The organism is Ruminococcus albus 7 = DSM 20455, assembly GCF_000179635.2.
In the GTDB taxonomy this organism is placed as follows: domain Bacteria; phylum Bacillota; class Clostridia; order Oscillospirales; family Ruminococcaceae; genus Hominimerdicola; species Hominimerdicola alba.
Window position 1 is genome coordinate 420,001 of the sequence record NC_014833.1, and the last position, 26,285, is coordinate 446,285.

The 26,285-nt window shown below is 44.5% G+C and carries 18 protein-coding genes, 1 tRNA gene and 2 rRNA genes (1 of these 21 running past the window's edge); 7 read left to right on the plus strand and 14 right to left on the minus strand.

Features of this window, described 5'->3' with window-relative positions; translation table 11 throughout:
• From RUMAL_RS01960 to RUMAL_RS01975, 4 genes are all read left to right on the plus strand, one after another.
• Positions 1-2,164: ribosomal RNA gene (locus RUMAL_RS01960) — 23S ribosomal RNA — on the plus strand (it extends 672 nt beyond the left edge of the window).
• Between the two features lie 67 nt (positions 2,165-2,231).
• A 5S ribosomal RNA gene (gene rrf / locus RUMAL_RS01965) occupies positions 2,232-2,348 on the plus strand.
• 36 nt (positions 2,349-2,384) lie between these two features.
• Positions 2,385-2,457: transfer RNA gene (locus RUMAL_RS01970), tRNA-Asn, on the plus strand.
• 265 nt (positions 2,458-2,722) lie between these two features.
• A complete protein-coding gene (locus RUMAL_RS01975; protein WP_013497135.1) occupies positions 2,723-5,467 on the plus strand; it encodes a GDSL-type esterase/lipase family protein in 2,745 nt (914 codons plus the stop codon).
• A 184-nt stretch (positions 5,468-5,651) separates the two neighbouring features.
• On the opposite strand, the gene RUMAL_RS01980 is transcribed toward RUMAL_RS01975, so the two are convergent.
• From RUMAL_RS01980 to RUMAL_RS02040, 13 genes are all read right to left on the minus strand, one after another.
• Positions 5,652-6,806 carry a DegT/DnrJ/EryC1/StrS family aminotransferase gene (locus tag RUMAL_RS01980; protein ID WP_050793250.1) on the minus strand — a complete coding sequence of 385 codons (1,155 nt, stop codon included), beginning with the start codon at positions 6,804-6,806 and terminating at the stop codon, positions 5,652-5,654.
• A complete protein-coding gene (locus tag RUMAL_RS01985; protein ID WP_013497137.1) occupies positions 6,793-8,070 on the minus strand; it encodes an ATP-grasp domain-containing protein in 1,278 nt (425 codons plus the stop codon). The genes RUMAL_RS01980 and RUMAL_RS01985 overlap by 14 nt, the downstream gene beginning before the upstream one ends.
• A complete protein-coding gene (locus RUMAL_RS01990; protein WP_013497138.1) occupies positions 8,070-9,023 on the minus strand; it encodes a hypothetical protein in 954 nt (317 codons plus the stop codon). Before RUMAL_RS01990 ends, RUMAL_RS01985 begins: the two co-directional genes overlap by 1 nt.
• A gap of 1 nt (position 9,024) precedes the next feature.
• Positions 9,025-10,227, minus strand: coding sequence for an ATP-binding protein (locus RUMAL_RS01995; RefSeq protein ID WP_013497139.1), 1,203 nt, complete (start codon positions 10,225-10,227; stop codon positions 9,025-9,027).
• Positions 10,224-11,807: a lipopolysaccharide biosynthesis protein gene (locus tag RUMAL_RS02000; protein ID WP_013497140.1), complete on the minus strand. Its 1,584-nt coding sequence runs from the start codon at positions 11,805-11,807 to the stop codon at positions 10,224-10,226. Before RUMAL_RS02000 ends, RUMAL_RS01995 begins: the two co-directional genes overlap by 4 nt.
• 150 nt (positions 11,808-11,957) lie before the next feature.
• Positions 11,958-13,112 carry an EpsG family protein gene (locus RUMAL_RS02005; protein WP_013497141.1) on the minus strand — a complete coding sequence of 385 codons (1,155 nt, stop codon included), beginning with the start codon at positions 13,110-13,112 and terminating at the stop codon, positions 11,958-11,960.
• 181 nt (positions 13,113-13,293) lie between these two features.
• Positions 13,294-14,256 carry a glycosyltransferase gene (locus RUMAL_RS02010; RefSeq protein WP_013497142.1) on the minus strand — a complete coding sequence of 321 codons (963 nt, stop codon included), beginning with the start codon at positions 14,254-14,256 and terminating at the stop codon, positions 13,294-13,296.
• Between the two features lie 16 nt (positions 14,257-14,272).
• A complete protein-coding gene (locus RUMAL_RS02015) occupies positions 14,273-15,091 on the minus strand; it encodes a glycosyltransferase family 2 protein (RefSeq protein WP_013497143.1) in 819 nt (272 codons plus the stop codon).
• 32 nt (positions 15,092-15,123) lie between these two features.
• Positions 15,124-16,287 carry a glycosyltransferase family 4 protein gene (locus RUMAL_RS02020; RefSeq protein ID WP_013497144.1) on the minus strand — a complete coding sequence of 388 codons (1,164 nt, stop codon included), beginning with the start codon at positions 16,285-16,287 and terminating at the stop codon, positions 15,124-15,126.
• A gap of 26 nt (positions 16,288-16,313) precedes the next feature.
• Positions 16,314-17,408 carry a glycosyltransferase gene (locus RUMAL_RS02025; RefSeq protein WP_013497145.1) on the minus strand — a complete coding sequence of 365 codons (1,095 nt, stop codon included), beginning with the start codon at positions 17,406-17,408 and terminating at the stop codon, positions 16,314-16,316.
• Between the two features lie 5 nt (positions 17,409-17,413).
• Positions 17,414-18,646 carry a Coenzyme F420 hydrogenase/dehydrogenase, beta subunit C-terminal domain gene (locus RUMAL_RS02030; RefSeq protein WP_013497146.1) on the minus strand — a complete coding sequence of 411 codons (1,233 nt, stop codon included), beginning with the start codon at positions 18,644-18,646 and terminating at the stop codon, positions 17,414-17,416.
• Between the two features lie 26 nt (positions 18,647-18,672).
• Entirely contained in the window at positions 18,673-19,812 is a 1,140-nt protein-coding gene (locus tag RUMAL_RS02035) for a polysaccharide pyruvyl transferase family protein (RefSeq protein WP_013497147.1), read from the minus strand.
• 222 nt (positions 19,813-20,034) lie between these two features.
• Positions 20,035-20,754 carry a sugar transferase gene (locus RUMAL_RS02040; RefSeq protein ID WP_013497148.1) on the minus strand — a complete coding sequence of 240 codons (720 nt, stop codon included), beginning with the start codon at positions 20,752-20,754 and terminating at the stop codon, positions 20,035-20,037.
• A gap of 716 nt (positions 20,755-21,470) precedes the next feature.
• Here RUMAL_RS02040 and RUMAL_RS02045 point away from each other — a divergent pair.
• The 3 genes from RUMAL_RS02045 to RUMAL_RS02055 are packed head-to-tail and all read left to right on the plus strand — an operon-like array spanning position 21,471 to position 24,964.
• Positions 21,471-22,802: a sugar phosphate nucleotidyltransferase gene (locus tag RUMAL_RS02045; RefSeq protein WP_013497149.1), complete on the plus strand. Its 1,332-nt coding sequence runs from the start codon at positions 21,471-21,473 to the stop codon at positions 22,800-22,802.
• A complete protein-coding gene (locus RUMAL_RS02050; protein WP_013497150.1) occupies positions 22,799-23,788 on the plus strand; it encodes an acyltransferase family protein in 990 nt (329 codons plus the stop codon). The genes RUMAL_RS02045 and RUMAL_RS02050 overlap by 4 nt, the downstream gene beginning before the upstream one ends.
• A gap of 21 nt (positions 23,789-23,809) precedes the next feature.
• The gene (locus tag RUMAL_RS02055; RefSeq protein ID WP_013497151.1) at positions 23,810-24,964 is read left to right on the plus strand and encodes a glycosyltransferase; all 1,155 of its coding nucleotides are present in this window, start codon (positions 23,810-23,812) and stop codon (positions 24,962-24,964) included.
• A gap of 112 nt (positions 24,965-25,076) precedes the next feature.
• Here the strand turns inward: RUMAL_RS02055 and RUMAL_RS02060 are convergent, their stop codons facing one another.
• The gene (locus RUMAL_RS02060) at positions 25,077-26,273 is read right to left on the minus strand and encodes a hypothetical protein (protein ID WP_013497152.1); all 1,197 of its coding nucleotides are present in this window, start codon (positions 26,271-26,273) and stop codon (positions 25,077-25,079) included.
• Positions 26,274-26,285: the final 12 nt, after the last annotated feature.

Here is a 26,285-nt window from a genome sequence, read left to right on the forward strand (position 1 = left end):
AGTCTGAATAGGGCGGCAAAGTCGTATGCAATAGACCCGAAACCGAGTGACCTAACCATGTCCAGGCTGAAGTGGAGGTAAAACTCCATGGAGGGCCGAACCCACGTCCGTTGAAAAGGCCGGGGATGAGGTGTGGTTAGCGGTGAAATTCCAATCGAACTCGGATATAGCTGGTTCTCTCCGAAATAGCTTTAGGGCTAGCCTCATGACAGATTACCGGAGGTAAAGCACTGAATGGGCTAGGGGTCGAAAGATTACTGAACCTTATCAAACTAAGAATGCCGGATAATCGATTCATGGGAGTCAGACTGTGTGAGATAAGTCTCACAGTCAAAAGGGAAACAGCCCAGACCCACAGCTAAGGTCCCAAAGTATGTTTAAGTGGAAAAGGATGTGGGGTTGCATAAACAACCAGGATGTTGGCTTAGAAGCAGCCACTCATTAAAAGAGTGCGTAATAGCTCACTGGTCGAGTGACCCTGCGCCGAAAATTCAACGGGGCTAAAACATACACCGAAGCTTGGGATTCATACAATAGTATGAGTGGTAGGAGAGCGTCGAATAAGGGGTGAAGTCAGAGCGTAAGCGCTGGTGGACTTTATTCGAGTGAGAATGCCGGAATGAGTAGCGAGAATTATGTGAGAATCATAATGGCCGAAAATCTAAGGTTTCCTGAGGAAGGTTCGTCCGCTCAGGGTAAGCCGGGGGCTAAGGTCAGGCCGAAAGGCGTAGCCGATGCACATACGGTTGAAATTCCGTAGCCACCGAAAGATTTAAGTATAGGGACGCTTCGAAAGTGATGTAGCCGGGCGATGGTTGACCCGGTCGTAAGGGATCGAAAATAAGTAGAGAAGGCATCATAGACGGAGACAAGAAAAGCTATATGAATATCTTAGGTGCCCGTACCGCAAACCGACACAGGTAGATAGGAAGAAGATTCTAAGGCCAACGGGAGAAGGGTTGTTAAGGAACTCGGCAAGTTGACCCCGTAACTTAGGGATAAGGGGTGCTTGAGTGATCAAGCCGCAGAGAATAGGCCCAGGCGACTGTTTAGCAAAAACACAGGTCTCTGCTAAATCGAAAGATGACGTATAGGGGCTGACACCTGCCCGGTGCCGGAAGGTTAAGAGGAGATGTGAGAGCATCGAATTGAAGCCCCGGTAAACGGCGGCCGTAACTATAACGGTCCTAAGGTAGCGAAATTCCTTGTCAGGTAAGTTCTGACCCGCACGAATGGTGTAACGATCTGGGCACTGTCTCAACAACCCGCCCGGCGAAATTGTAGTACCGGTGAAGATGCCGGTTACCCGCGACTAGACGGAAAGACCCCATGGAGCTTTACTGTAGCCTAATATTGGATTTCGGTATTTCATGTACAGGATAGGTGGGAGACTGGGAAGCATTGGCGTCAGCTGATGTGGAGTCACTGTTGGGATACCACTCTTGAAGTGCTGGAGTTCTAACCTGCGGCTTTGAATCAAGTCGGGGGACATTGTTAGGTGGGCAGTTTGACTGGGGCGGTCGCCTCCTAAAGAGTAACGGAGGCGCTCAAAGGTTCGCTCTGCATGGATGGAAACCATGCGTCAGAGTGTAAACGCAAAAGCGAGCCTAACTGCGAGAATGACGGTTCGAGCAGTAACGAAAGTTGGAGTTAGTGATCCGGCGGTATGTGAATGGAAATGCCGTCGCTCAACGGATAAAAGCTACCCTGGGGATAACAGGCTGATCTCCCCCAAGAGTCCACATCGACGGGGAGGTTTGGCACCTCGATGTCGGCTCATCGCATCCTGGGGCTGAATTCGGTCCCAAGGGTTTGGCTGTTCGCCAATTAAAGCGGTACGCGAGCTGGGTTCAGAACGTCGTGAGACAGTTCGGTCCCTATCTGTCGTGGGCGTAAGATATTTGCAAGGAGCTGTCCCTAGTACGAGAGGACCGGGATGGACGCACCTCTGGTGCACCAGTTGTCACGCCAGTGGCACAGCTGGGCAGCTATGTGCGGAACGGATAAACGCTGAAGGCATCTAAGCGTGAAGCCGCCCTTAAGATAAGATATCTCATCCTTTATGGAGTAAGACCCCTTGAAGACTACAAGGTTGATAGGCACAAAGTGTAAGTGCAGTGATGTATTTAGCTAGCGTGTACTAATTGGTCGAGGGCTTGTCCTAAATTATGTTAATCCTTAAATTACCCTTCATTATTCAATTTTGAGGTTACTGTTACCTCTAATTTATAGTCGGTGATCATTGAGATGAGGTCACACCTGTTCCCATGCCGAACACAGAAGTTAAGCTCATCTTCGCTGAAAATACTCGGCGGGCGACCGCCCGGGAAAATAAGTTGTCGCCGGCTCTCCCAAAACACTCTTCGGAGTGTTTTGGTGTATCTGCCTCCTTAGCTCAGTCGGTAGAGCATGCGGCTGTTAACCGCAGGGTCGTTGGTTCGAGTCCAACAGGTGGCGCTTCCTTAGCACTGAAATGTATTTCATTTCGGTGCTTTTTATTTATATATTTTTTGTTTTTATAACCGGCTGTAAATCTGTTTATGTAGAGGTAACAAAAAATATGCTTTTATAAACTGGTCATTTACAATTGATTCATTGACGTGAATGTATGTTTGTGCTATAATATACATGATTTATTGGGTCAATGGTTAGTTTTAGTTGTTCTGTTATTATCCCGATTTGTAAGTTTGGTCTTATGACCTGAAAGGATATGTGAAAAAATATGGAAGAAATGAGAATTTACTTCAGGAAAATTATTGCGGGAATGATGGCACTGCTGCTGACAGCACCTGCAAACCCAGGCGGATTTACGTCCTCGGGCAGCACTATACCCGTCAATGCTGAGGAAGCTGATGCAGATCGCAGCGGAATTTACGGGGATGATCTTGATGATGATCTGACTACTGATGCAGCGGATGATATCACAACCGACACCGAAACATCAGGCGGTGAGGATTCTCAGGAGGACGCTACCACTCAGGAAGAAGATGATATTGTTCCTGATGATACTGATGATCAGAATGTGGTCGACGATGAGACTACAAGTGCTGATGATCAGATAACCACTGACTCGCAGGATGCTCATGAATATGAATCTGATGAGCCTAAAAATGCTGAAAATACGGTTGTTGTTCCAAAGGATGAGAACGGTTCAGAGGCTGAATTGTGCTTCATCAAGATATCTTCTGCTGAAGGTGTTCTTGATAAGATCGATGAGATATCTCCCGAAGAGGCTCAATCATGGCTCGCTGCAAATATTGATACGATCACAGCCATAGCCCCTGCATATAATGGTCGTCGTGACTTCTTTTTTAAATACAATGACACATATTATTATGCATCCCTTGGTCCCGATCGTTTTGAAAGTCGTTATATAGGTGGCGATGATTTCTATTGGGCGGTTTTAAGTGCTGATAAGGTAGAGAGTTCGATCGCTAAATATATCAAACGTATGGATCACGTTTTTATATGGAAGAATCCTGCGGCAACATATACGAAGATAGATGCTCATGAAGCTACCTGTACTGAGTCGGGCAATACCGAGTATTATATCGGTTCCGATAATAAGTACTATAAACTGGAAGACGGTGTTTACAAAGAGATAGCTGAAAATTCATGGACCGTCGATGCACTTGGTCACAGCTATTTTGCGCCTGTCTGGACATGGATCGATGACGTCAATATAAGTGCTAAGTTCGTTTGCAAGAATTGTGGTGACGTAGTAGTTTTTGATACTCAGGCAACCAAGAAGATCGAAAGCGAACCAACTTACACACATGACGGTAAGGTAGAATATAATGCGAGGGTGGTATTTAACGGCAAGGGTTACAGCTACACCAAGTACGTTAATATTCCTATGCTTCGTCTTTCTTACGTTGAAGCTTCCGATCCGACCTGTACAGAAGCCGGTAATATCGAATACTGGTATGATGCTGATAACGATAAGTATTTCGCTGATGAAAACGGTGAAAACGAGATAACCAAGGCGAATACTGTTATTAAAGCAGCTGGACACACTGCCGGCAGTGAAGTTGTGGAAAATAAGGTCGAGCCGACTTATTTCCATGATGGCAGTTATGATAAGGTAGTATACTGCAGCAAATGCGGTGAAGAGATCAGCAGAGAGCACATCACGATCACTAAGCCTAAATATACTGCTCCTGCTTTGAAATATGCCAAGGGCGAAAACGCCGTTAAACTCAGCTGGGATGCAGTTGAGGGCGCTGAAAAGTATGGTATTGCAGGATATGTCAGCGGCAGATGGCTTCTTCTTTATGATTGTGATGATACTTCGTTTATACTGAACGGTCTTACCGAAGGTACACAGTACTGGGTATCAGTAATTACAATGTCTGAAGGAAAATGGGTAACTGATTTTTCCAATGCTATCGTTGTAACTCCACAGAGCACTGCAGGTAAGTATCCCATCCTCAAATCTGTTGAACACAATGAACCAACACACCAGTTCAAGCTCACATGGACAGCAGTTAAGGGTGCTCAGCAGTACGGTATAGGCGTTTACCTTAAAGGAAAATGGAAGGTTATCACTCAGGATATCCCCGGTGACAGGACAAGCTATATTTCACCTAAGCTGACAGCAGGTAAGACCTACACATTGGTCATTGTCGCTAAGGTAGATGGTAAGTGGGTACTGAATAATCTAAATGCAAGATCATTCACCGTTACAGTACAGCCCGAGGCACCTCTGGTTGCAGGTGCTTATGAGAGTGACGATTTTGTATTTTCAGGAAATGTATTTATTGTCGGAGATTCCACTGTATGTGAGTACAAACCCGAATCTACTGCAGCTAAGGGCAGCTGCGGCTGGGGAATGAAGCTTGCACAGCAGTTCGAGGGTGTGAAGGTCACAAACCTTGCAAGGGCTGGCAGAAGCTCACGCAGCTTTATGAATGATCCCGAGTACACGAGGATGTGTGATTCTATCGGCAAGGGCGATTACCTGTTCATTCAGTTTGGTCACAATGATGAAAGAACTGCAGAGCCTAATCATGCAGCGTACCCATATCTTGATTTCTCCACCCTTGACAATGAGGGTAAAAATGATAACGGACAGTATTCCTATGAATGGATACTGCTGAACAAGTACGTCAGGGTAGCACAGGCAAAGGGTGCAAAACCCGTACTGGTAACACCTATAACCAGACGTCACAAGGATGGTAGACCTGATTTCGAGGGTCATGTCAATTATGCAGATGCTATAGTAAAGCTCGGCAAAAAGTACAATATCCCCGTTATAGATATGACTACCAAGACCAAAGACCTTTATTATGAGCTTTACAGCAAGGGCGGTGCCGAAGCTACTGCTGAGATGCACTGTTACTTAGATGAATCCAGGACAGCAATAGATAACACTCACCTCAGTGTCAAAGGCAGTGAGATAATTGCTGATATGATCGCTGATGAGACAAAAACTCTGGAGCTGAAGATTTCTGAAAGGCTGAAATAAGTCTTACAGAACAGGCATAATAATACTGAACACAGAAAAGCCGAAAGAGCGCGTTTTACGTTCTTTCGGCTTTTTAATTTGTCAGAATATTTTGGTCAGTTCACCAAGGTATATAACAAAGGAGATGTTATTATCATGGCGATCTCCTATTCGGGTCTGAAATGTGTCATTTCAATTGCATCATTTACTTCTTGCACGATAGGATTATATCGCAGATCACATCGACCTGTTCGGTGGTAAGGTCTGCGTACAGCGGCAGAGTAAGAACCGACTTGCTGACCTTTAATGCAACAGGTGTATCATTAGCATCGAACTTACCCTTGAAGCAGTCGAAGGTGTTTGTAAGCGGGTAGAAATACTTTCTTGCAAATATGTTATGCTTAGCCAGTTCGTCAAAGACCTCATCGCGGCTGCTGCCGAATCTATCAGCATCGAATACAGCAGGCAGGTAAGCATAATTGGGCTTTACATCAGGGGAGATCTTGTTAAGCATGATGCCGTCGGTGCTGTCAAGTCTTTCGTGATAACGTTCAACAACTGCTTTGCGCTTTGCTATCTCTTCATCGACATGACGGAGATTGCATATTCCCATAGCGGCACAGAATTCGTTCATCTTGGCATTTGCGCCTACGGATTCAACGATCTCGGGACCGTGTATACCGAAGTTTTTAAGATCGTATATCTTGTCACCGAAAGCCTGATCCTTAAAGCATACTGCACCGCCTTCAATGGTGTTGAATACCTTTGTGGCATGGAAACTGAAGCATGAAACATCTCCGAAGGAGCCTATGCCTTTGCCCTTATAAGTTTCACCGAAGGTATGTGCGGCATCGTATATGACTTTAAGTCCATGCTTATCGGCTATGCGCTGTATCTCCTCAACGTTGCATACGTTGCCGTATACATGAACGGGTACGATAGCTGAGGTCTTATCGGTTATGAGGGACTCCAGCTTTGTAACATCCATGGTGAAGTCCTCAGGGTCGATATCGCAGAAAACGGGGGTAAGACCGTTCCTGACTATGGCATGGGTGGTGGAGGCAAAGGTGAAGGGGGTGGTTATGACCTCTCCTGTAAGACCAAGTGCCTGCATTGTGAGCTCCAGCGCCATGTGACCGTTTGTAAGCAGGTCGAGTTTCTCAACCCCGAGATATTCTATAAGACCTGCCTGGAGCTGCTTGTGCTTGGAACCCATATTGGTCAGCCAGCGTGTATCCCATATATCGCGTATCTCCTCGCAGTACTCCTCATACCCCGGCATGGATGAACGTGTTACAAGTATCTTGCCTGTAACGTACTTATCTATAAGCTTTGAATAGTTGTTATCATTTGAGTTCATTTGCATCGTATCTCCCTATCAGCATATTATTTCCTTCTTCGTCCAGTACTTTTACGGTACTGTAGATCTTCTCGATAGTATCCATGAGTTCCTGTTTGTCATCCGAGCACATATAGATCCGCGCAAATACCTGGGAGTAATCAGCAGGAAGCTTGCACACGGTACCAACTTTCATTTTGGGACAAACATAGATAACGCACTTTTCGTCCTTTATCTCGTCCAGTCCGCTGATACTTGCTATCGTACCTTTAGTGGCGAGCAGTGTAAGTGTAACACCTGTTTTATCTAAGCGGGGAACATCTTTCTCATTGATGATACTGTCATCGCCCATTGTTCCTGTAAGCGCATGACGTATCATCATCTGTATAACGTTCATGCCGTTGATGAAATCGGAGTAATGGAAAGTAAGTGAACCCTCAAGACGATAACCGAGATCAACGGTGACAAAATTGCCGTTTTTCATCTTGCCCTGCATAAGCGCATAGCCGTTTTTCATACCCAGTGAACGGAACAGTTCCCTGTACTGAGCGTCCTGCTTTTCTATAAAGCTTTCAAGATATCTTGAGGGGTATACATTTCCGACTGCCTGCTTTATTATACCTTCGCCGAAACCGAAATCTACCATTATCCTGTCAAGGGAGTTGGAAAGTGTTGCTGTGCCGTTGTGGATAGTGTAGAAAAATACAGGCTCGTATCTCGGATCATCACCGTCAAGAAATTCTTCGATGATAGCCCGTCCGCTGATGGAGCTCTTGCAGGCGTTCTCGTATGCTTTATTCAGTTCTTCGCGGTCTTTGCAGACAGATACACCTCTGCTTCCCGCATTATCGACAGGCTTGACGATAACGGGAAAACGGATATTTTCATCATTGATATCGTATGCAGCCGTTGCGGGGATACCTGCATTTATGCAGGCTTCACGGAATTTATCCTTGCTGAATATCGTTCCCAGATCTGCACCCTCGGTGTAACAGTAAAAGCCCATTCTTTTACATAATTCTGTCAGGCACTCAACTCGTCTTTCGCTGTATCCTGCAAGACAGCCGTCAACATTTCTTTCCCTGCATAGTTTTTCCAGCGCGTCCATATCCGACCAGCTGAGATCATAGGCTTCATCAGCCACATACTTTGCAGGTGACAGTGACCAGTCGGTGTGGTTGTCGGTGACGATAGTATACACACCGAGTTTCTTTGCTTCGTTTATTATCTCGATCTCGACGGTAGTTGCGCCGAGTATCAGAAGTCTTTTACCTTTAAGATCCATTATAGTACTCCTGTTTCTTCCAGCTTTTCAAGGATATATCCCATGTCCTGCGCATCATACCTCTGATCGACAGGCAGGGGCAGGATATTTTTTGCGTAAGTATATTCAAGACTGTTCTCATGGCAGTTATCGAATACATCGCCCCAGAGAGTTGGTACGAATATCTTAATCTGCTGAAGCTTTTTACGTATCTCCGATCCGTTTTCGATATATAGAGGATACATAAATGCACCCTCGGGTACGGTGATATTCAGCTTATTTATACCGCAGAGACGGTCATGCAGAATCTTGAAATTTTCCGTTCTGCGGGATATGATCCGGTCATAGTCGTAAGACCTGAGCAGGTCCGCTGTGAGCTTTGACATCTGTCTTATGGGTTCATCAGCGAAGAAATGGTTGTTATCCGATGATTCCTTATAGAATTCACCTGCGTTCCTTTCGTACCTGCCCAATATGTAATGTATGCGTTCAAAGGATTCATCACGGGGGATATCGCGGGTGAGGTCGTTGTCCGTGTAGAGGAAAGCGCCGTCGGGGACACCGAAATATTTACGGCAGGTATACAGAGTAGGTACGTCCTCGGCGGGGTGCTGAAAATAGCTTTGTGAGTTATCAAAGATCACACGGCTGAACTTCTGCTTGTATCCGCTAACTTCTTCATTGGAGATCTGACCGTAGTAATTGACGATATACAGCCATTCATCGGGGGCAAGGTCGTTAATTACGGGTCGGAAATTTTCATCTATATGGTAGTATCCGACCTCGGTGCCGTATTTAAGGCAGACATTTTTTACCGAGCTGCATAGAAAATAGGGCAGCCTGATCTTTTTGATACCCTCGGCTTCTATAAGGTAGGCAAGGCAGTTCCTGCCGCAGTTCAGCGGTACTGCGCCTTCGTGGTAAACTGTGCCGAAGTAGTTTTCAAATTCGATATATCCGCCTATCTCTTTCATCTCAGTCAACCTTTACACTAATCCATTTTTCGGAATTATCCATCATATCAAGCATTTCATCAAGGCTGTCGAACTTCATCAGCAGTATGCCGAGGGTGGTATTCGCGCCTGTGAAAGTGGTGATCTTGTCACCGGGCTTTACTATGATGTGATCCTCAACGATCTTATTTTTTGCATCTTCGACGATATCTATCGACTTTAAAATGCCGCTCTGATAGCTGTGAACTGCATAGTAAGCGTAGAATGTGTCATAGGGGGACATCTTCACATCGCTGAGTGACATACCCATTGCCGCCTTAACAGCGCACTCTACAAGATCAACACCTGTGCAGTACTTTATGATATCGGGGATATAATTTCCGCCGTCACGGGGTGCGACCTCCATGAGGTATACATTATAGTCCTTGTCGATACGCATATCGAAATTATATGTGGTAGTGCCCATATCAAGGAGAGTCAGCAGACGCTGTATCTCGTTATGTATCTTGGTCTGGACATCATCTGGCATATTGTAGGGGAAGCTTGCGGAAACAGGCACAAAGGGGTTCTCGCACTTAGGGTCGAAATGATCGTTGGCGAAACATCTGAATACCAGTTTGCCGTCGATAGAAAGACCGTCGCCTGCTATCTGGTAGCCGAACTTTTCCACAAATTCTTCCACAATTATTTTATGACCTCTTGAAAATGACATAGCATATTCAAGCTTTTCGGATATCTCCTCAGCGGTATCTATCCTGCCGACACCCTTGCTTCCTGAGGAATCGACGGGCTTGACGATAACAGGGAAAGTGAATACTCCCTCTTTGAGGTCTTTTTCAGCGGGGGCTGTATCCTCATAGCCCCTTGCTTTAGGGGTGCAGAATCCGTTCTCAGCAAGGAATGCCCTGAATTTATCCTTATTGCAGAGGATATCCACCGAACGGTAGGGGCTTCCAGGCAGACCCATTTTTTCTGCTACATAAGCAGCCGTGGGTGCAGCGGGGTCGGAAGCGTATGCAAGCACGCCGTCAACGCCCTCTTTTTTTGCTACTTCCAGCACGGCATCTTTATCCGTTGTGCTTACGAGATAGAATTTATCGGCAGCGTACTGACCCGGGTTATCGGGAAGATAATCGCAGAGAACAGTATAGCAGCCCAGACGCTTTGCGGTCTCAATGGCAACTACCTGCTGCGCTGAACCGCCAAGCAATAACAGTTTTTTCACTTTCTTTTTCCTCTTTTCAAGATCTTATTTAGACGTGCTGAGAATATTTCTTTCAATGTTGCGTTTGAGATCGAATTTTTTCCCAAAATCTTTTTCACCATGTTCAATATGTAATCGAAACATTCCAGTTTAAATAATTTTGCCAGTCCTACATAAGTTATCACACCCAGGGGTATCTGTATAAGCAGTGTGGGTATATCTTTCATGTGCAGTAATGTTATGGAGTATACCAGTGCGCCCATGACTGTAGCGATTCCCAGTGAGGGGAGTATATCCGTCATCTGCTCTTTATAGCCGTAATTCAGCAGCTTTCTGTTCGGTGATGCGTTAACAAAGCAGGATAGCAGTGTTGAACAGCACTGACCGAGTACGATAGCCAGAGGTGTGTGGAATTTAAACACGGTTATCAAAAGGATAATTATACCGTAGCTTTTCTTTATGAATTCCAGTTTCAGGAACATATCGCTCCTGCCCTGTGCGTTGATAGCCTGCAGGTTAGCGGTATGTACAGGCCAGAATGCGTACACGAAGCAGTATGCCTGCAAAAAGGGTACGCAGGGCATCCATTCATCGCCCAGCAGTAAATGTATCATGGGGCTTGCGACCACTGCTATGCCCATACACACGGGGAATATCAGGAAGGAACTGGTAACGATGGATCTTCGCATCATGCTTTTGATCTTGCTGTTATCGCCGTTGTGCTTTGAAAGTGCGGGCAGCATAACTCCCTGTATCGAGCCGTTGATATTGTTTATGATTATTTCGGGGAACTGCTTGCCTCGGTTACAGTATCCCAGTTCTTCTTTTGTATATTTTTTGCCTATTACAAGATTCTGGAGCTCACGGTAGATAACGTCTATCAGAGCGGATACCATAAGTTTCCAGCCAAAGGAGAACAGGAGTTTAACGCGGTCCCATTCGATGATGCGCTTGGGTCTCCACTTAACTATAAGGAGAAGCAGTATACATACAGATATACGGCTTGAGAGCTGCTGTCCTACCAGTGCCCATACGCCGCAGCCGCATAAAGCCATAACTATACCAACAGTACCCGATATGATTACCGAACCGATGGTACAGTACATAAGTTCCTTGAAACGCATCTCTCGTGCGACCTTAGCGTTCTGTATCGAGTTGAATGCACCCGGTATCAGTACCAGTGCCAGCACCCTCAGCAGGTTTTTCAGCTGGGGCATATCGTAGAAAGCCGCAACAAAGGGGGCTGTGAAAAACAGTACAATGTAAAGTACCACTGCGATAAACAGGCTGATATGGAATATCGAGGAATAGTCGTTTTCCTTGACATCCTTGCGCTGTATCAGTGCGGTGTTGAGACCGCTCTGTACAAACACCTGTGAAATGCTTATAAATACTGTCAGCAGGGTGATGATACCGTACTGCTTGGGTCCGAGTATCTTGGCGAGTACAAGCTGTACAATAAAGGCTATGCCCTGATAGCCTGCACGTTCAAGAAACTTAAAGAACAGAGATTTGATAACTACTGATTTTTCAGCCTGGCTGTTTGAAGCATCGGTATTGTTATCGACTTCCAGTTCTGCATTATCTTTTTCCAAACTCAAAACTATTCTCCTCTTTTTCAACGCCCGCGGCGCTGTGTATTATGGTAAAAAACATCATGACATCCAGCGCTCACAGCCACAAAAGCGCAGTTCTGCGGGCACTGAATGTAAGAAATAAATATATCGTTTAGTATATTTGCGGTATAATGGTCAGAATCTGAATTGGAAATAGTTGGATGCTGACCAACCGTATATCATTACCCATACGAACCAGTATGCGCCCATGAATACTACAAAGAATCCGTTTACGGCGATCTTGTCGGAGAGGGACTCACGCCTGAACACCTTGGTGATCATGGGTACCAGTAGTATAAGGAACATATCGCAGTAAAGCGATATCCTGACACCGTATATTGTCCTGAACATCATAAGTACATATGAGTAGAAGGCGAGTCCTATAACAGGCAGTATCTTAATGTTTTTATCAACTTTGATATCGACCTTTCTCATAAGGTACAGCGGTGTAAATACAAGGAATAATTTGTATACCCAGTCAAAGAAAACGTGTGTATTGAAGCCGACTATCCTGAGGTAAACATTGGTATCCATACTGAACACGGCTTCTATATTTCTGGTATACTTTTCAGGCAGCAGTGAATTCGCCAGCAGGAAGCTGCTTATTCCCCTCAGATCCAGCAGGACAAACAGGCTTATTGCCACTAAAGCGATCTTAGTATTCTTGTTTCTTTTGCCGTTGAGGAATTTTGCCATATATATGAAAACAAGTCCGAATACTGCCGAGAAATGGAAGGAGAAAGCGATAAGAAAGCATATTATCATTTTTGCCTTCTTGTGTTCCTTCATGTAAAGGTATACCAGCATTATGAACACTGCTGAAACGCTCTGCTTCATAACATTGAAGGAGTTGTTATAGAACAGGAACATATAAGCGCACATCGTCTGCCACATTGGGATCTGATTACGTTTCTTATATGCTATGATGTATACAGGAAGTATTACCATCACCTGTGAGGTGAACAGGAAGTATCCTGTATTATTGAAAAAACGCGCCGTGATATATGCCAGAGTAGCATAGCCCAGTGGCTCAGTGGTATACTCTCTCATATAACTGTAGGATGTGGATGAATTTGCCAGATCAAAGGTTCGCACAGCGTATTCAAGAACGTCCTTACCTACGGTATCAGCACGTACACCTGCGAGCAGTGACGGGATAAACAATGCGATCACGGAAAAAAATACAGCAGCACGTTTGTTGATACCAAAATTTTTATCTGCCCAATCTGTAAAAAGGCACGTAAGCAGAAATACTGATAAATATAATACGGTACTCTCGCCTATACTCATAAATCTCTCCTATTATTAATTATTATCCGACTTTATCTGATGATATGTTTTTTCTTACGTATCCCGACCGAAGATGAATGAAGACGGGTCATCTGCCGTAGGCATACGTAAGAGATCGAACATACTTTGATACCGCCTGATCTGCAGGCGGCGTCAAAGCATCTGATGCGGTTGTGCCGCGCTATTTTTTCTTTCTGAGTTTTGTGATGAAGGGCAGTTTATCCTTTACTTCATATTTCAGTTTTTCATAAGGGAGAAGCTCATTGAAAACACCTGTCGATCTCATGCCTTTAAGGTCATTGAGGTGCTGATAATATATAAGACTTTTGCGTTTTATGACGTGTTCTATCTCGTCATGGAATTTGCCTTTTGTGAATTCGTCGAATTCTCTGAGCAGTCCCACATGGCGGTCATAGAAGTTCTTTTTAAGCTTTTCGGGAGATGTCTTTATAGAGCCCGATGCTGAGTTGGGATTATTCGTTCTGTAAGCGCTCATTATCTCATTGAAGTAATGCGCACAGCCGTCATAGGTGGTGACGAGCCTTACAACAAGATCGAGGGAGGTTGAAAAATCAAGGATAGGACGGAGATTCTCTGTTCTGCCGACGATCGAGGCAGTAGGAGTGAAATCCAGTCTTATCAGCTCCTCCACGGATATATCTGTGCCTTCCGGCTTTTCAAGGGCTTTGTACAGTGCCTTATCGTTCCACATCCTTCTGGGATAGAAGGTCTTTATGAAATTATCCTCGGTATCAACGACATTGGCGTTGTGGAAGGTCATATTACATTCGGGGTGATCTTCGAGGTAGTCCACCTGTTTCTGAAGCTTGTTTTCATCGCACCAGTAATCGTCACCCTCACATATAGCGAAATACTTGGTCTGTATTGCGGGTATTACGTACTTCTGCACGATATTAATGCCCTTGCTGTAACGGTTTTCTTCCTGTATGATAGTATGTATCTTATCGGGATACTTTTTTTCAAATTCTTTGATTATAGCTATAGAGCCGTCAGTTGAACAGTCGTCATGGACAAGCACTGAGTATTCAAAGTCTGTCTTCTGGGTACATATACTGCCAAGACATTTCCTCAGCCATTTTTCGTGATTGAAGCTTACGATGCAGACCGTTACGATGGGTGCCATTTATGAGATCTCTCCTTTACATTCTGTAGCCGTCAGCCACGCCTTTGAACATACTTTTCAGCTTGTGGAATTTATCATCCTCGTAAAGCAGGGTCTGTATCATCCTCTTTACCACTCTGACATCAGATCTGAATCCCAGCTTATACTTACGCTTCAGGTAGATGCTGTTGCGCACCCAGTAATATTTCCTGAGAGGGGAGTGATTGAAGATTATGATATCCTTGCCGAAAAACTTTTTGGATGTGCTTCTGCCGACTTCATGCAGAAAACCTGTATAATTCAGCCTTATTATTTTATAGCCGTTTCTTGTGAGCGCGTAGCAGATATCGTAATCCACCATATCTATAAAGAGTTTTTCGTCAAATCCGCCCACAGCCTTTATACACCTTACGTTATTGAAGGCACCCGAGGTTATGCAGAAGCTGACTTTTTCGTATTCCTGTGTCATGCCGAAATCTACTTCCACGCTGCGGTCCTTGTATTTTGAGGTTATTATAGCCACATTATCCTTGGCGCGTTTGGTGAATGTATCGTATTTTTCGATGATATCGGGTTCACAGACAGTATCCTGGTCGAGGGTCAGCACCCATTCGGCACCGAGTTCATCTGCTTTGTTTATTATCTGGTCAAGAGCTTTTGCTATACCGTAATTATCATCGTTGCGTATATAAGTGATATTACCGTATCCTGCTATGAGTTTTTTGATATCGTCAATATTCTTTGAGCCGTTATCCACAAGGATAAGGCTGCCCACCTGGGGGCTTATTGCTGAGATATTTTCTTCAAGCCTTTTTATATCAGGGTTAAAAAGAACTATCCCTGCGGCATGAGCCATATAAAAACCACCTTTGATATATTAGTGAGGTATCATTTACCGTATTCGGAAAGGAATACATCATAGAATGCTTCACGCTTTTTTATCAGCTTTTCTCTGCTGAATTCCTTTGACTTGGCAAAATTTCTTTTAGCCAGTTTTTCAAGGTCGGTGCCGAGAACTCTCTCAACTGCTTTGATGACCTCGGTATCGCTGCCTTTTCTGAAAAGGCATATCTTTGAGATAAGTTCGGGTATTCCTGCGATATTAGTTCCTATCACGGGACAGCCTCGGCTCATAGCCTCTATCACGGCTCTGGGAAGTCCTTCCTGCTTGCTGGGCTGGACGTATATATCCAGCGAATCGTAATACTCCGGCATCTTATCAGCCGAAAGGTTGCCCACGAACTTTACTCTGTCTGTTACACCCAGTTCCTTTGCAAGGTCGCGGAGAAAGTAGTCGTGCTTAGTGCCGTTATATCCGCCTGCCATGTGGTATTCAACATCATAGCCCATTTCAGTAAGGGGCTTAATGGCGCGTATAACGTATTCCTGGCCTTTATAGCGGGTATCGAGGGCTGCTGCTGTACCGAGTATCAGCTTTTTATGCGGGTCAAAGCCTTTGAGTTTTTCAAGGCGCTTGACCAGTGTGGTATCAGCAGGCTCGTCTATAACGACGTTTGAACAGCTTACTGTATATCCCTTTGTGGGGTAGCGTCTTTGAAGGAACTTGCCTGTAACGTAGTATACGTACTTAGCCTTGCCGATTATGCTGCGAGTCTTATAATACATATAAGGTGCCACTGCTTTGCCCAGCAGACCGTGGTTCCAGTAGCTGTCCCACGAGCAGCCGACGCTTTCTACTATATAGGGTTTGTTATATTTCCTTATATACTTTACCGCAAGCTGTGCTATGGAGCTTTGTGTCCTGAGTACGAAAACGTCATTTTCCCTTACACACTTTTCAACTATCTTTTCAGCCTTGGGCTTATTCACAAGGATAGTCTTCGGGCTTTTGAAATTAGGAACGCTTATTACCTCTATCTGTGGCGGCACAAGGGTGAAGGTCTTGCCTTCAACTGGCTTTGTGCGTATAAGAAATGTTATCTTATCTGCCATATATGAATATCTTTCATAAAGCTCATGATAGGCGAATTCGTAGTAGTTGCCGTCTTTATCATAGAAAAGCGGACCGTCGTGTATAAAAACCAGTTTCATCAAAAGTAACTCCTTTATGCGGGGGGCTATTTTGTGAGCATATCATGCCACACCGCAAGATTGCGTTCAAACGAGAAGTTTTCCTCCCATTTTTCCTTGGAAGCCCTGCTGTAATCTTTCCAGCTGTCAAGGTCAACGGAAAGTTCTTCAACGGCATCTGCCCAGCCATCGGTATTATCTTTGTCATCAACAAGTATACCTGTTTCGTGATCGGTCACAACGCTGCTGTTGTAGCCGACATCTGAGGCTATGGACGGAAGTCCTGCCGCCATATACTGTACAAGTTTGAAGCCGCCCTTACCAAGTGAACGCTTGATGTTCAGCAGGGGCATTATGCCGATATGTGCTTTCAGGATCTCATCAAGGACGATATCCCTTGCCCAGCGGATATTTTTTATTTTAAGGTATTCGGTATCATGTTCAAGGGGCAGGTTGCATATAACAGTGAGTGTTACAGTCCTGCCTGACTTTTTATAGACACGTTCAGCCGCCTTATCGAGAGCCTCCACAACGTTGTGTACGTGTTTAAGTCCCGATGAAGCCCCTACCCAGAGTATATTTATATGCTTGTCAAAAGTCTGCACACGCGGGCAGTTCCTGCCTGTTTCTTCATCCACCATAAGATCACCGTCGGTGGTGGGCAGCATGGTGACTTTATCGCGGCACTTTTTGTTCAGCATATTTTTCAGATAATCGCTGGTGACGATGATCTCGCTGCTGTACTTCTGCAGAAGTCTTGCTTCGGTTTTGGTTATCTCATTTATGCCGAAGATATCGTCATCAAAGTCCCATATTACCTTTGAATTTTTAAGCACCCGTTCATACATAAAGCTGAGCGGGAAAAAGCAGACCTTTGGTACTGCTGCGCGGGATATCACCACAGTATCAGGCTTTGATACCATATCAGCAGTGAAGTTTGCCAGGTTCCTGAAAAAGAACATCAGGTGGTATCTTATCTTGTTGAAGAGGTTAGGCGCATCAGTATAGCTGCGGTACATCTTCTCGGTCATGGTGAACCTGTTGGTTATTTTTGCATCCTTTATCTTTTCGGTATACTGCAATATCCTGTAATAGCTTGCCGCATGGGTAAAGCCTCTGGTATACACCGAGATCGTTTTCATTATATCTATGCCTCCGGGTTCTGGCGTTCAAAGCTTTTCTCGCTTTGTATCCTTCTCATTCGCTTTTTATAGAGCTTCAGCAGACCAGTTTTATACATTATAGGACGTATCTGCCTTTTGATCCTGTTTTTCAGCTTGAAGGTGGATGGAAAATATTTCTTCTGCAGGGCATATACCGACATATTGTCCAGGTCAGCGAACATTTCATCTCTGCGTGGGCTGGGTCTGGCAGAGCCTACCATCATCCCTCCGTTTATAGCGCTGTCATTGTCAAAATCCAGCGGTTCGGTATCCAGATATTTTTTCATCTTCTCAAATGCGGCTGCGGCTTTCTCGTTATTGACAAGTACCTGCGATACGCCTATGCCGTCATCCATACGTGGTGCTGCGCCGCTTACGTACCAGTAATCGCCTGCGGTGAAGCTGCTGCGTCTGAATTTGCCTTTGCAGTGACAGTTATGGCATGACGGCCTTGATATCATTTCCTTGCTGTAAAACTGCAGCATTGGGTCAACATCATAGGGTTCATCGTATTGGCTGCCGTCGCTGAATATTACCCTCATGGTAGTGCTGCCGTAGCCGTAGGTCTTTTCACGGAACCTTACCTCGCGTATAGCCTTTTTGCTTTTCTTTTTCTGCCAGCTAAGGTATTTCCTCCAGAATTTCGGTGAGGGAACGCCCTTGCAGATTATATCCATAGTATACAGCTTATCGTGATCGCGTCCGAGGTAATTTAGCAGACCCTCCACCTGGCATGGTGTGCCTGAAAACAGTACGGTACGGTCTTTTTCCAGGAACTCCTTTACTTTTCTGTAAGTAAGTCCTATCTCGCTCTGTACATACTTGGATCTGTTGAATTTTCTGATATCCTTGGGGTCTTCGATATAGCTGTGGACGACGTCGAAATTTTCATTGAATCCCGCACCGAAGACACAGCCGCCCTGATCGAGTACGAACTCGGCAGCCGCTGCAAAAAAGCCTCCCGATGTCGAAGTGCTTCTCAGATTTTTGTTCCTGTTCCTAACGAGATATGCCTTGGGCTTATTATCAGTCTTTTTCTCTTTCAGCACAGGACAGACATTTACACATCTGCCGCAGTCCACGCACAGCTTTTCATCAACGTTCGGGTACAAAAAGCCTTCACCGTCGGGCTGCATGGTTATACAATTGCGAGGGCAGCTGTTCATACAGGCGCTGCACCCGCAGCAATCCTTTTTTACACTTTCAAGTATATTCATTATTTATCACCCGACTTATTGTCAATTCAGTTCTTCAGGGAATCGGAAAGATAGTTCCAGGAATAATTCCTTAATTTGTCGATATTTGCGGTAACTTCATCGTAGTTTATGGTATCGGTAAGGAACCTGTCCTCCCAGACATCGTTTACTACACGGTCTTTCATGCCTGCGATCGAAAGCAGGGATTCAAGGCGTGAGAAAGTATTTTTGCTGCTGTCGGCACTGTGACGGCGGAACACCAGCACTCTTTTATGGTATATTATGGAAAATACGGTGCCGTGATATGAATCGGTACAAACGTACTCTGCATTTTTAATAGCGCTTACGAAATGGGAAGGATCAGGGTCATCGACGAACTTAGCGTTGAGCTTATTGTCAAGCTCCGATATCTCTCCGAAAAAGGGCATCATCACAATAGGAAGCCCTGTCTTTTTGGCAAGTTTAAGAACACATTCACGGGGCTCTTTTCTGTTGCCGAGAAAGTAGCAGAATATATACTTTCCTTCAGCCACGGGCTTTTCGGGAAGTATATCGTCCCAGTCCTCCGATTTGAAAAGAAGCGTCGGGTCACAAACGACAGGGACTTTTTTGCCTATAAGATCATCTACTATTACCTGTCCTCTTTTTTCACGTACAGATATATGGTCGAACTTGGAAAGAAACTTTTTATAATGGCCGCGAAGCAGTGAAGGCACCTCGGATACACCGAAGCTGGGTGCGTATGCTACTCTCTTGGTGCTGTCGTTAAGCCAGTTTAGGGTATAAAAATCCGAACCGCTGTTGATGGGGTTCCATACCTGATCGCTGCCAAGTACTGCCATGTCATATTTGCCTGCGGCACGTCTGAGCGCATCATATCCCACATACTTTGTGGAAGCTGTCATATACTTTTCAACGAACCTGTCAAAAGCTTTGTTTCGCCTGCTTATAAAATCCTTGTGCTTTCTCTGGAAAAGCTTTCTTTTAACGAAAGACCATCTTTCAGCCATGATAGAAGGTATAAGCAGCTGGATAAGGTATTTGTAGGCGGTCTTTTTGGTTTTTACATATTTGATATACTCGTTGTCATATCCCAGCCTGGCAACAGCTTTCTGTGTTGCATAGGACTGCAATACACTTCCGAAATTCCTTATATTTGGACACACTACAACAGCTACTTTTTTCATACCGTTTTCTCCTGAATGTGGTTATGTGATACACATGATTTCTGCCAAAATTTGCATTAAACAAACTCTTTTAATTATAACAGATGTATATGGAGGATTTCAAGCAATAAATGATAAAATTTAATGAATAAATCCGTGTGATTTTACCAAAAACATCTACTTATATAAATAGAAAAAACGGTGCAATTCACTTCGGATCTGCACCGTTTTATGATCTTTAAATTATGAATTGCTGCTCTTGAATACAAATAATGCGGTCTTGATGATGATCTTGAGATCAACAAAAACAGAGCGGTCTTTTATGTACTTTCTGTCCAGTTCGATCTGTTCTTCGGTAGTCAGCGAATTTTTGCCGCCTATCTGCCAGTAACATGAAAGTCCGGGAGTTACAAGAAGCCTGTCCTCGGGAAGATTAGCCTGCTCTCTGGGGATGAAGGGCCTCGGACCGATTATGGACATATCTCCTTTGAGTATATTTATCAGCTGAGGGAGCTCGTCGATGGAAGTCTTTCTGATGATCGATCCGATCTTGGTGATCCTGGGATCGTTCTTCATTTTGAAAGTAGCGCCCTTACATTCGTCCATAGCTTTCAATTCTTCAAGTTTCTTATCGGCTTTTTTATACATGGAACGGAATTTGTATATCTTGAAAAGCTTACCGTTCTTGCCGACTCTTTCCTGTGTATAGATCGGATTTCCGAAATCATCTATAACTATGAGTACCATGACTATCAACATCATAGGTGCCAGTACCGTCAGTGCCATAAAGGAACAGGCGATATCAAATGCCCTCTTGACAGTATCGTACACAGGTTTGTCCTTGTAAAGTTTGCCTGATGTAACGGTAATATTGCTTTCGTGAAGTACTTTTTCACTGTAAGATGTCATTTCGATATTAGCTGCCAGAACACTTGCTTCTGATTGTACATTTGCATTGATCATTTTAATCCCCCATTATCCTTAGATAATTAATGGTTCTGCAGTCGGTATTTAACGTTCTCCTCCTGCATCATTGGATGAGTATACAGCACCGGACTTATGTCCTGCTGTATTATGAAATGGTTGGGCATCATGCACAAGATAAAATTAATATTTTTATATGTGCGAAGATGTCTTCAGTTAGTCAGTGCGTTTGAATTAGAATAAGTTAAATATCTTTTTGTTAAATCATTATATCACAAGAACTGACAAAAGTCAATATATCTGCGTTTTTTCATCACTATAGATAATATAACACGTTTCGAAATGACTATATTTTCAAAAATAATAATATCCTTAAATTATTGGTAATGTTATGTGCATAAATTAGACTATATATTTTCATATCATTCTTTCCAGAACGAAGATGGAATAACCATAATTGCATTCTCATAAACAATTAATGAAGAAAAATAACACGTATAACAGCATAACTATAGTCACACATTGTATAATTTTTGTTAATTGATAATGTGATTCGTTACTATTAACCGCCTATTACTTGACAGAATTTAGTTATTGTTGTACAATTATATACATATAAAGGTCCAGTGATGCTCAAGAAAGAACAAGTAGTGTACTTAGTTATAGAGATCCGCAGATGATATTTTTTGATCAGTACCTCACGGTGTTATGAGTATTGTTCTTAAATATCAAAGCGGTTGTTTGGAGGTTGGGTAATGAAGATAATCTTACTGTCGGGCGGAAGCGGAAAAAGACTTTGGCCGCTTTCAAATGATGTACAAAGTAAGCAGTTCATCCGTCTTTTCAAAAATGACGATGGCTGTTATGAGTCGATGCTCCAGCGTGTTTATCGTCAGATATCGTCTGTGAGCGGAGCGGGTATAACTATTGCCACATCACGTTCACAGGTAAGTGCGATAAAGAATCAGCTCAATGATAAGGTATCTATATGTATAGAACCCTGCAGAAGGGATACTTTCCCGGCAATAGCTCTGGCGGCGGAATTTCTTCACGATGTTAAGGATACCGACAGGGATGAGTGTGTTATAGTATGTCCTGTCGATCCTTATGTTGATGACAGTTACTATGAGTGCGTAAGATCTCTGGAAGCTCATGTGCAGAAGGGTGACACTGCGCTTACACTTATGGGTATAGAGCCTACTTATCCGTCGGATAAGTACGGGTATATCATACCTGATGAAAAGGCTGAAGTAAGCCTTGTAAAGTCTTTCAAGGAGAAGCCTGATAAAAAGACAGCGGAGGAGTACCTGAAAAAGGGTGCTTTGTGGAATGCGGGCGTGTTTGCATTCAAGCTGGGATACCTTATAGATAAGGTACATGAGATAACGGGCTATACCGGTTATAATGAACTCCTTGAAAACTATGAGAAGCTGGAAAAGATCTCCTTTGACTATGCAGTAGTAGAAAAGGAGAGTTCCATAAAGGCAGTGCGCTATTCGGGCGACTGGAAAGACGTCGGTACATGGAACATGATGGCTGAGGTAATGGCGGATGCTACCAAGGGCGATGTTACCCTTGATGATACCTGTGAGAACACACAGGTAGTGAATGAGCTCAGCATACCTGTACTTTGTATGGGCTGCCGTGATATGGTCATAGCTGTTAGCGGTGACGGTATACTTGTATCGGACAAGGAACGAAGCGGCTACATGAAGCCGTATGTTGAGAAGATAGCAGGTGAAGCGCATTTTGCGGAGAAATCCTGGGGAACGTATACTGTCATGGACAGTGAGGCTGAGGCTCTTACAGTCAAGATAAAGCTTTATGCAGGCAACAATATGAATTACCACAGCCACAAGAACCGCAGTGAAGTGTGGACTGTACTTTCCGGTGAGGGCAGATTTATCATTGACGGCATAGAGAGAGTTGTGGGACCCGGCGACACGGTGAGTGCAAAGGCGGGTGTAAAACACATGATAATCGCTGATACCGATATGTCCATAATCGAAGTGCAGACGGGCAAGGATATCGACAGGAAAGACAAGACCGTATACGAATGTGAATACGGCAAGGGTAATAAAGAATGAGTGCATCGTCTGAGAATAATTATCAATGGATATCTACCCTGAGAGGGTTTGCGGCGCTGCTGGTATTTGCGGCACATCTGCCGATACCGTGGCCGGAACCGGTCGGATTTGTCATCGGCAGGGCAGGCGTTGCGATATTTTTTCTTATCATGGGATATCTGGCAGTGCAGGCAAGGCAGAAAAGAACGAGAAAACAGTATCTGTACAACCGATTTGTGAGGATGTACCCTGTTTTCTGGCTGATACTGATAGCTACGTATATCACGAAGATAGTTCTGGCGGGAGCAGGTATATTTTCACGTTTTAAAGACCTGTTGTTCAATATGACACTGTTCAATCAGTTTCTGGGTTCGGACTGTATTATCGGTACAAGCTGGATGATGCCCATACAGGTTTGCTTCTTTGTGGCATTGGCTTACCTTTCGGCTGATTTCTTTGAGTATGTCAGTGAAAAGATGATCGAGAGGATATTCATCATTGGCGGCGGATTTACGGTGTTTATCTCACTGCTTAGATTTATCACGAGAAAACCTTTTCCGACTGCTTTCGGACTGTTGATACTGCTTGGGCTGATAGGTATACAGTACAAGGAATACGGCGATATCCGCAGTATTCCGATATCATATCTTGAGATATATGCGATCGCTTTTGTGCCGAGCGTTTTCCTATCGTACGGAAAGAATGGATTGGCATACATCATCGCGTATGCGGCAGGCATAGCACTGTTCGTGCTTGCGGATAAGTACAAGGTATCATCTGAGGCTATGGACAAGCTTGGAAGTGTGGGATTCTCATTCTTCCTGGCGGCGGATATACCGCAGCTGATACTTGAAAAGATCATTAATACGAACGGTTCGGTGATCAAGCTGATACTGTTCATTATCATAAAATTCGCGGCTAGTCTGGGTCTGGCATATGTGCTGACAAAGTATGTTGAAAAGCCCATGCTGAAAAAAGCTAAGAGCATCGAGATGTCGATGAAATAATAAAAGTTGAGGCTATGGAGAATGAAAAAGATCTTACATATTTCAAAATATTATTATCCCTTTATAGGCGGAGTTGAGGAAGTTGCGGCTGACATAACTCTGGCGCTGAAGGGCGAGGACTATGAGCAGAAGATCATCTGTTTCAATGAGGATTCTACCACGGACGGTGTGACAACACACAGGGGAGAGACTGTTCAGGATAATTTTGACGGCATTGAAGTCATTCGCTGCGGATCGGTGGCTAAAGTGGCTTCGCAGGCTCTTTCGCTGACTTATCACAAGGAACTGAAAAAGGTGATGGATAGTTACAGACCCGATATCATCGTGTTCCATTATCCGAATCCTTTTGTGGCTGAGATGCTTCTGAAATACAAGAAGATGGATTTCAAGCTGGTAGTTTACTGGCATCTTGATATCACAAAGCAGAAGATGCTTTCAAAGCTGTTCTACAAGCAGAATATAGATCTGCTGGAAAGGGCGGATACGATAGTTGCCACAAGCCCTAACTATATTAAGGGCAGTCCGTTCCTGAGCCGTTTTAAGGACAAGTGTGTTGTAATACCCAATTGCATCAACAACGAACGTCTGAAGGTGACACCTGAGGTGGAGGAACTGGCGGCAAAGATACGCAAAAAGTATAAAGACAAGATCATCTGCTTCGGACTTGGAAGGCATATCCCTTACAAGGGCTTTATAAAGCTGGTAGAAGCGAGCAGGTATCTTGATGACAGGTTCGCTATACTGATAGGCGGCAAGGGTGAACTGACAGGTATGCTGATGAAGGAGGCATCGGGCGACAGCAAGGTGCATTTCCTCGGAAAGATCAGCGATACAGAGCTTATAGCTTGCCTGACAGCGTGTGATATCTTCTGTTTCCCGTCGGTGACAAAGAATGAAGCTTTCGGTATAGCACTGGCTGAGGGTATGTATTTCGGCAAGCCTGCGGTGACATTTACTATACCCGGAAGCGGAGTAAACTATGTGAACGTCAAGGATGTGACGGGTCTTGAATGCCCGAATTCGGACAGTAAGGCGTATGCTGAGGCTCTTGAGAAGCTGGCTGATGATCCTGAACTGAGAAAGAAGTTTGGCAGCGCGGGCAGAGAAAGAGTGCTTGATAATTTCACATACGATATATTTGCTGATAACCTGAGAGCGCTTATAAAAAAGCTCTGAGTGTGATAATACTAAAAGACATCTTCCGTGAGTGTGCGGCAGATGTCTTTTTTATTGGTATAAAAAAGACCGGCAGCCGGTCGAGGCTGTCGGTCGTGATGTTGCAGTATTATTACTTAACAGTAACTGTTATAGCGTTCTTGATAGCGCCGGTAGTATCCCAGGTGCCGCCGACCTTAGCAGCGATAGCCAGCTTGTATGCCTTGCCAGCAGTCAGCTTGGGAGAAGTCCAGTAAGTGGTGGTAGGAGCGATGCTCTGAGTATATACTCTCCACTTGCCTGCGGAATAGTAAGCTATACCGTAAGCCTGAGCGTTGGGAACAGAATCCCAGATAACTCTGAACTGGTGGAACTGAGTATTGTAGTCGATGCTCTTGACAACAGGAACTGTAGAAGTGGTTGTGCTGCCTGTGCTGATGGTAGTGCCGGTGTAGGACATACCATAAGTAAGGATGCCTTCATATGCATCACCGTACAGAGTAGCGTCGGTGTTATCGTGTGAGCTGAGGCCGATCTTGATGGTGCTTACACCGCTGTTGGGCTTAACATACAGATAACCGAACACATTATCGGTGCCGAGGATAGCGGGTGTGAACATTGTTGCATAGCTTACAAGATAGTGACCTGCAACCTTCTCTACCTTATCGGTCTCACCGTCGTTGTTTGAATCGATGGCTTTATTTGCCTGTGTGAAGCCGAAACCGAAGTTATCGCCTTCCTTCATGTTGCTGCTATACTCGAAATCAATATCAGCAACAGCACTGGGATCGAAAGTGAATTCAGGTGTGAACATACCGATAGATCTGTTATACAGACCTGTAACAGTCAGAGGTATCTTGTAGTAGCCGTTGGACTGCTTTACAGGAGTACCCAGCTTTGCAGCTGCTTCAGTGGAGCATACTGTTCTGACAGGAGAGTAATCAGTGATCTTTCTGGAAGAATCGGTTACCTTACATCTTACGTGAGCACCGCTGTATGCAGAAGTCATCTTGCCGTGGAGAGTGCTGGAAGTAGCACCTGAGATAGCCTGCCAATTGAAACCTGAACCATAGGATGCGATCTCCCACTGGTATGTAGGATTCTTTACCCAGCTGCCTACAGTGACCTCGAAATTAAAGGTTCCGCCGAGCTTTACATACTGGTCATTGGAGATGGCTGTTACGTTCCAGTCGTACTCTTCTGCGCTGGCTACAACAGGGTTGCTGCCAAAACCTGCAAATGCTGCGGGAACTGCGCCTGCTGCAGGCATCATGACTGCCATTGCACAAAGTACAGCTGCGCATTTGCTTGCTGCTTTTGTAATTTTCATTTAAAAACCTCC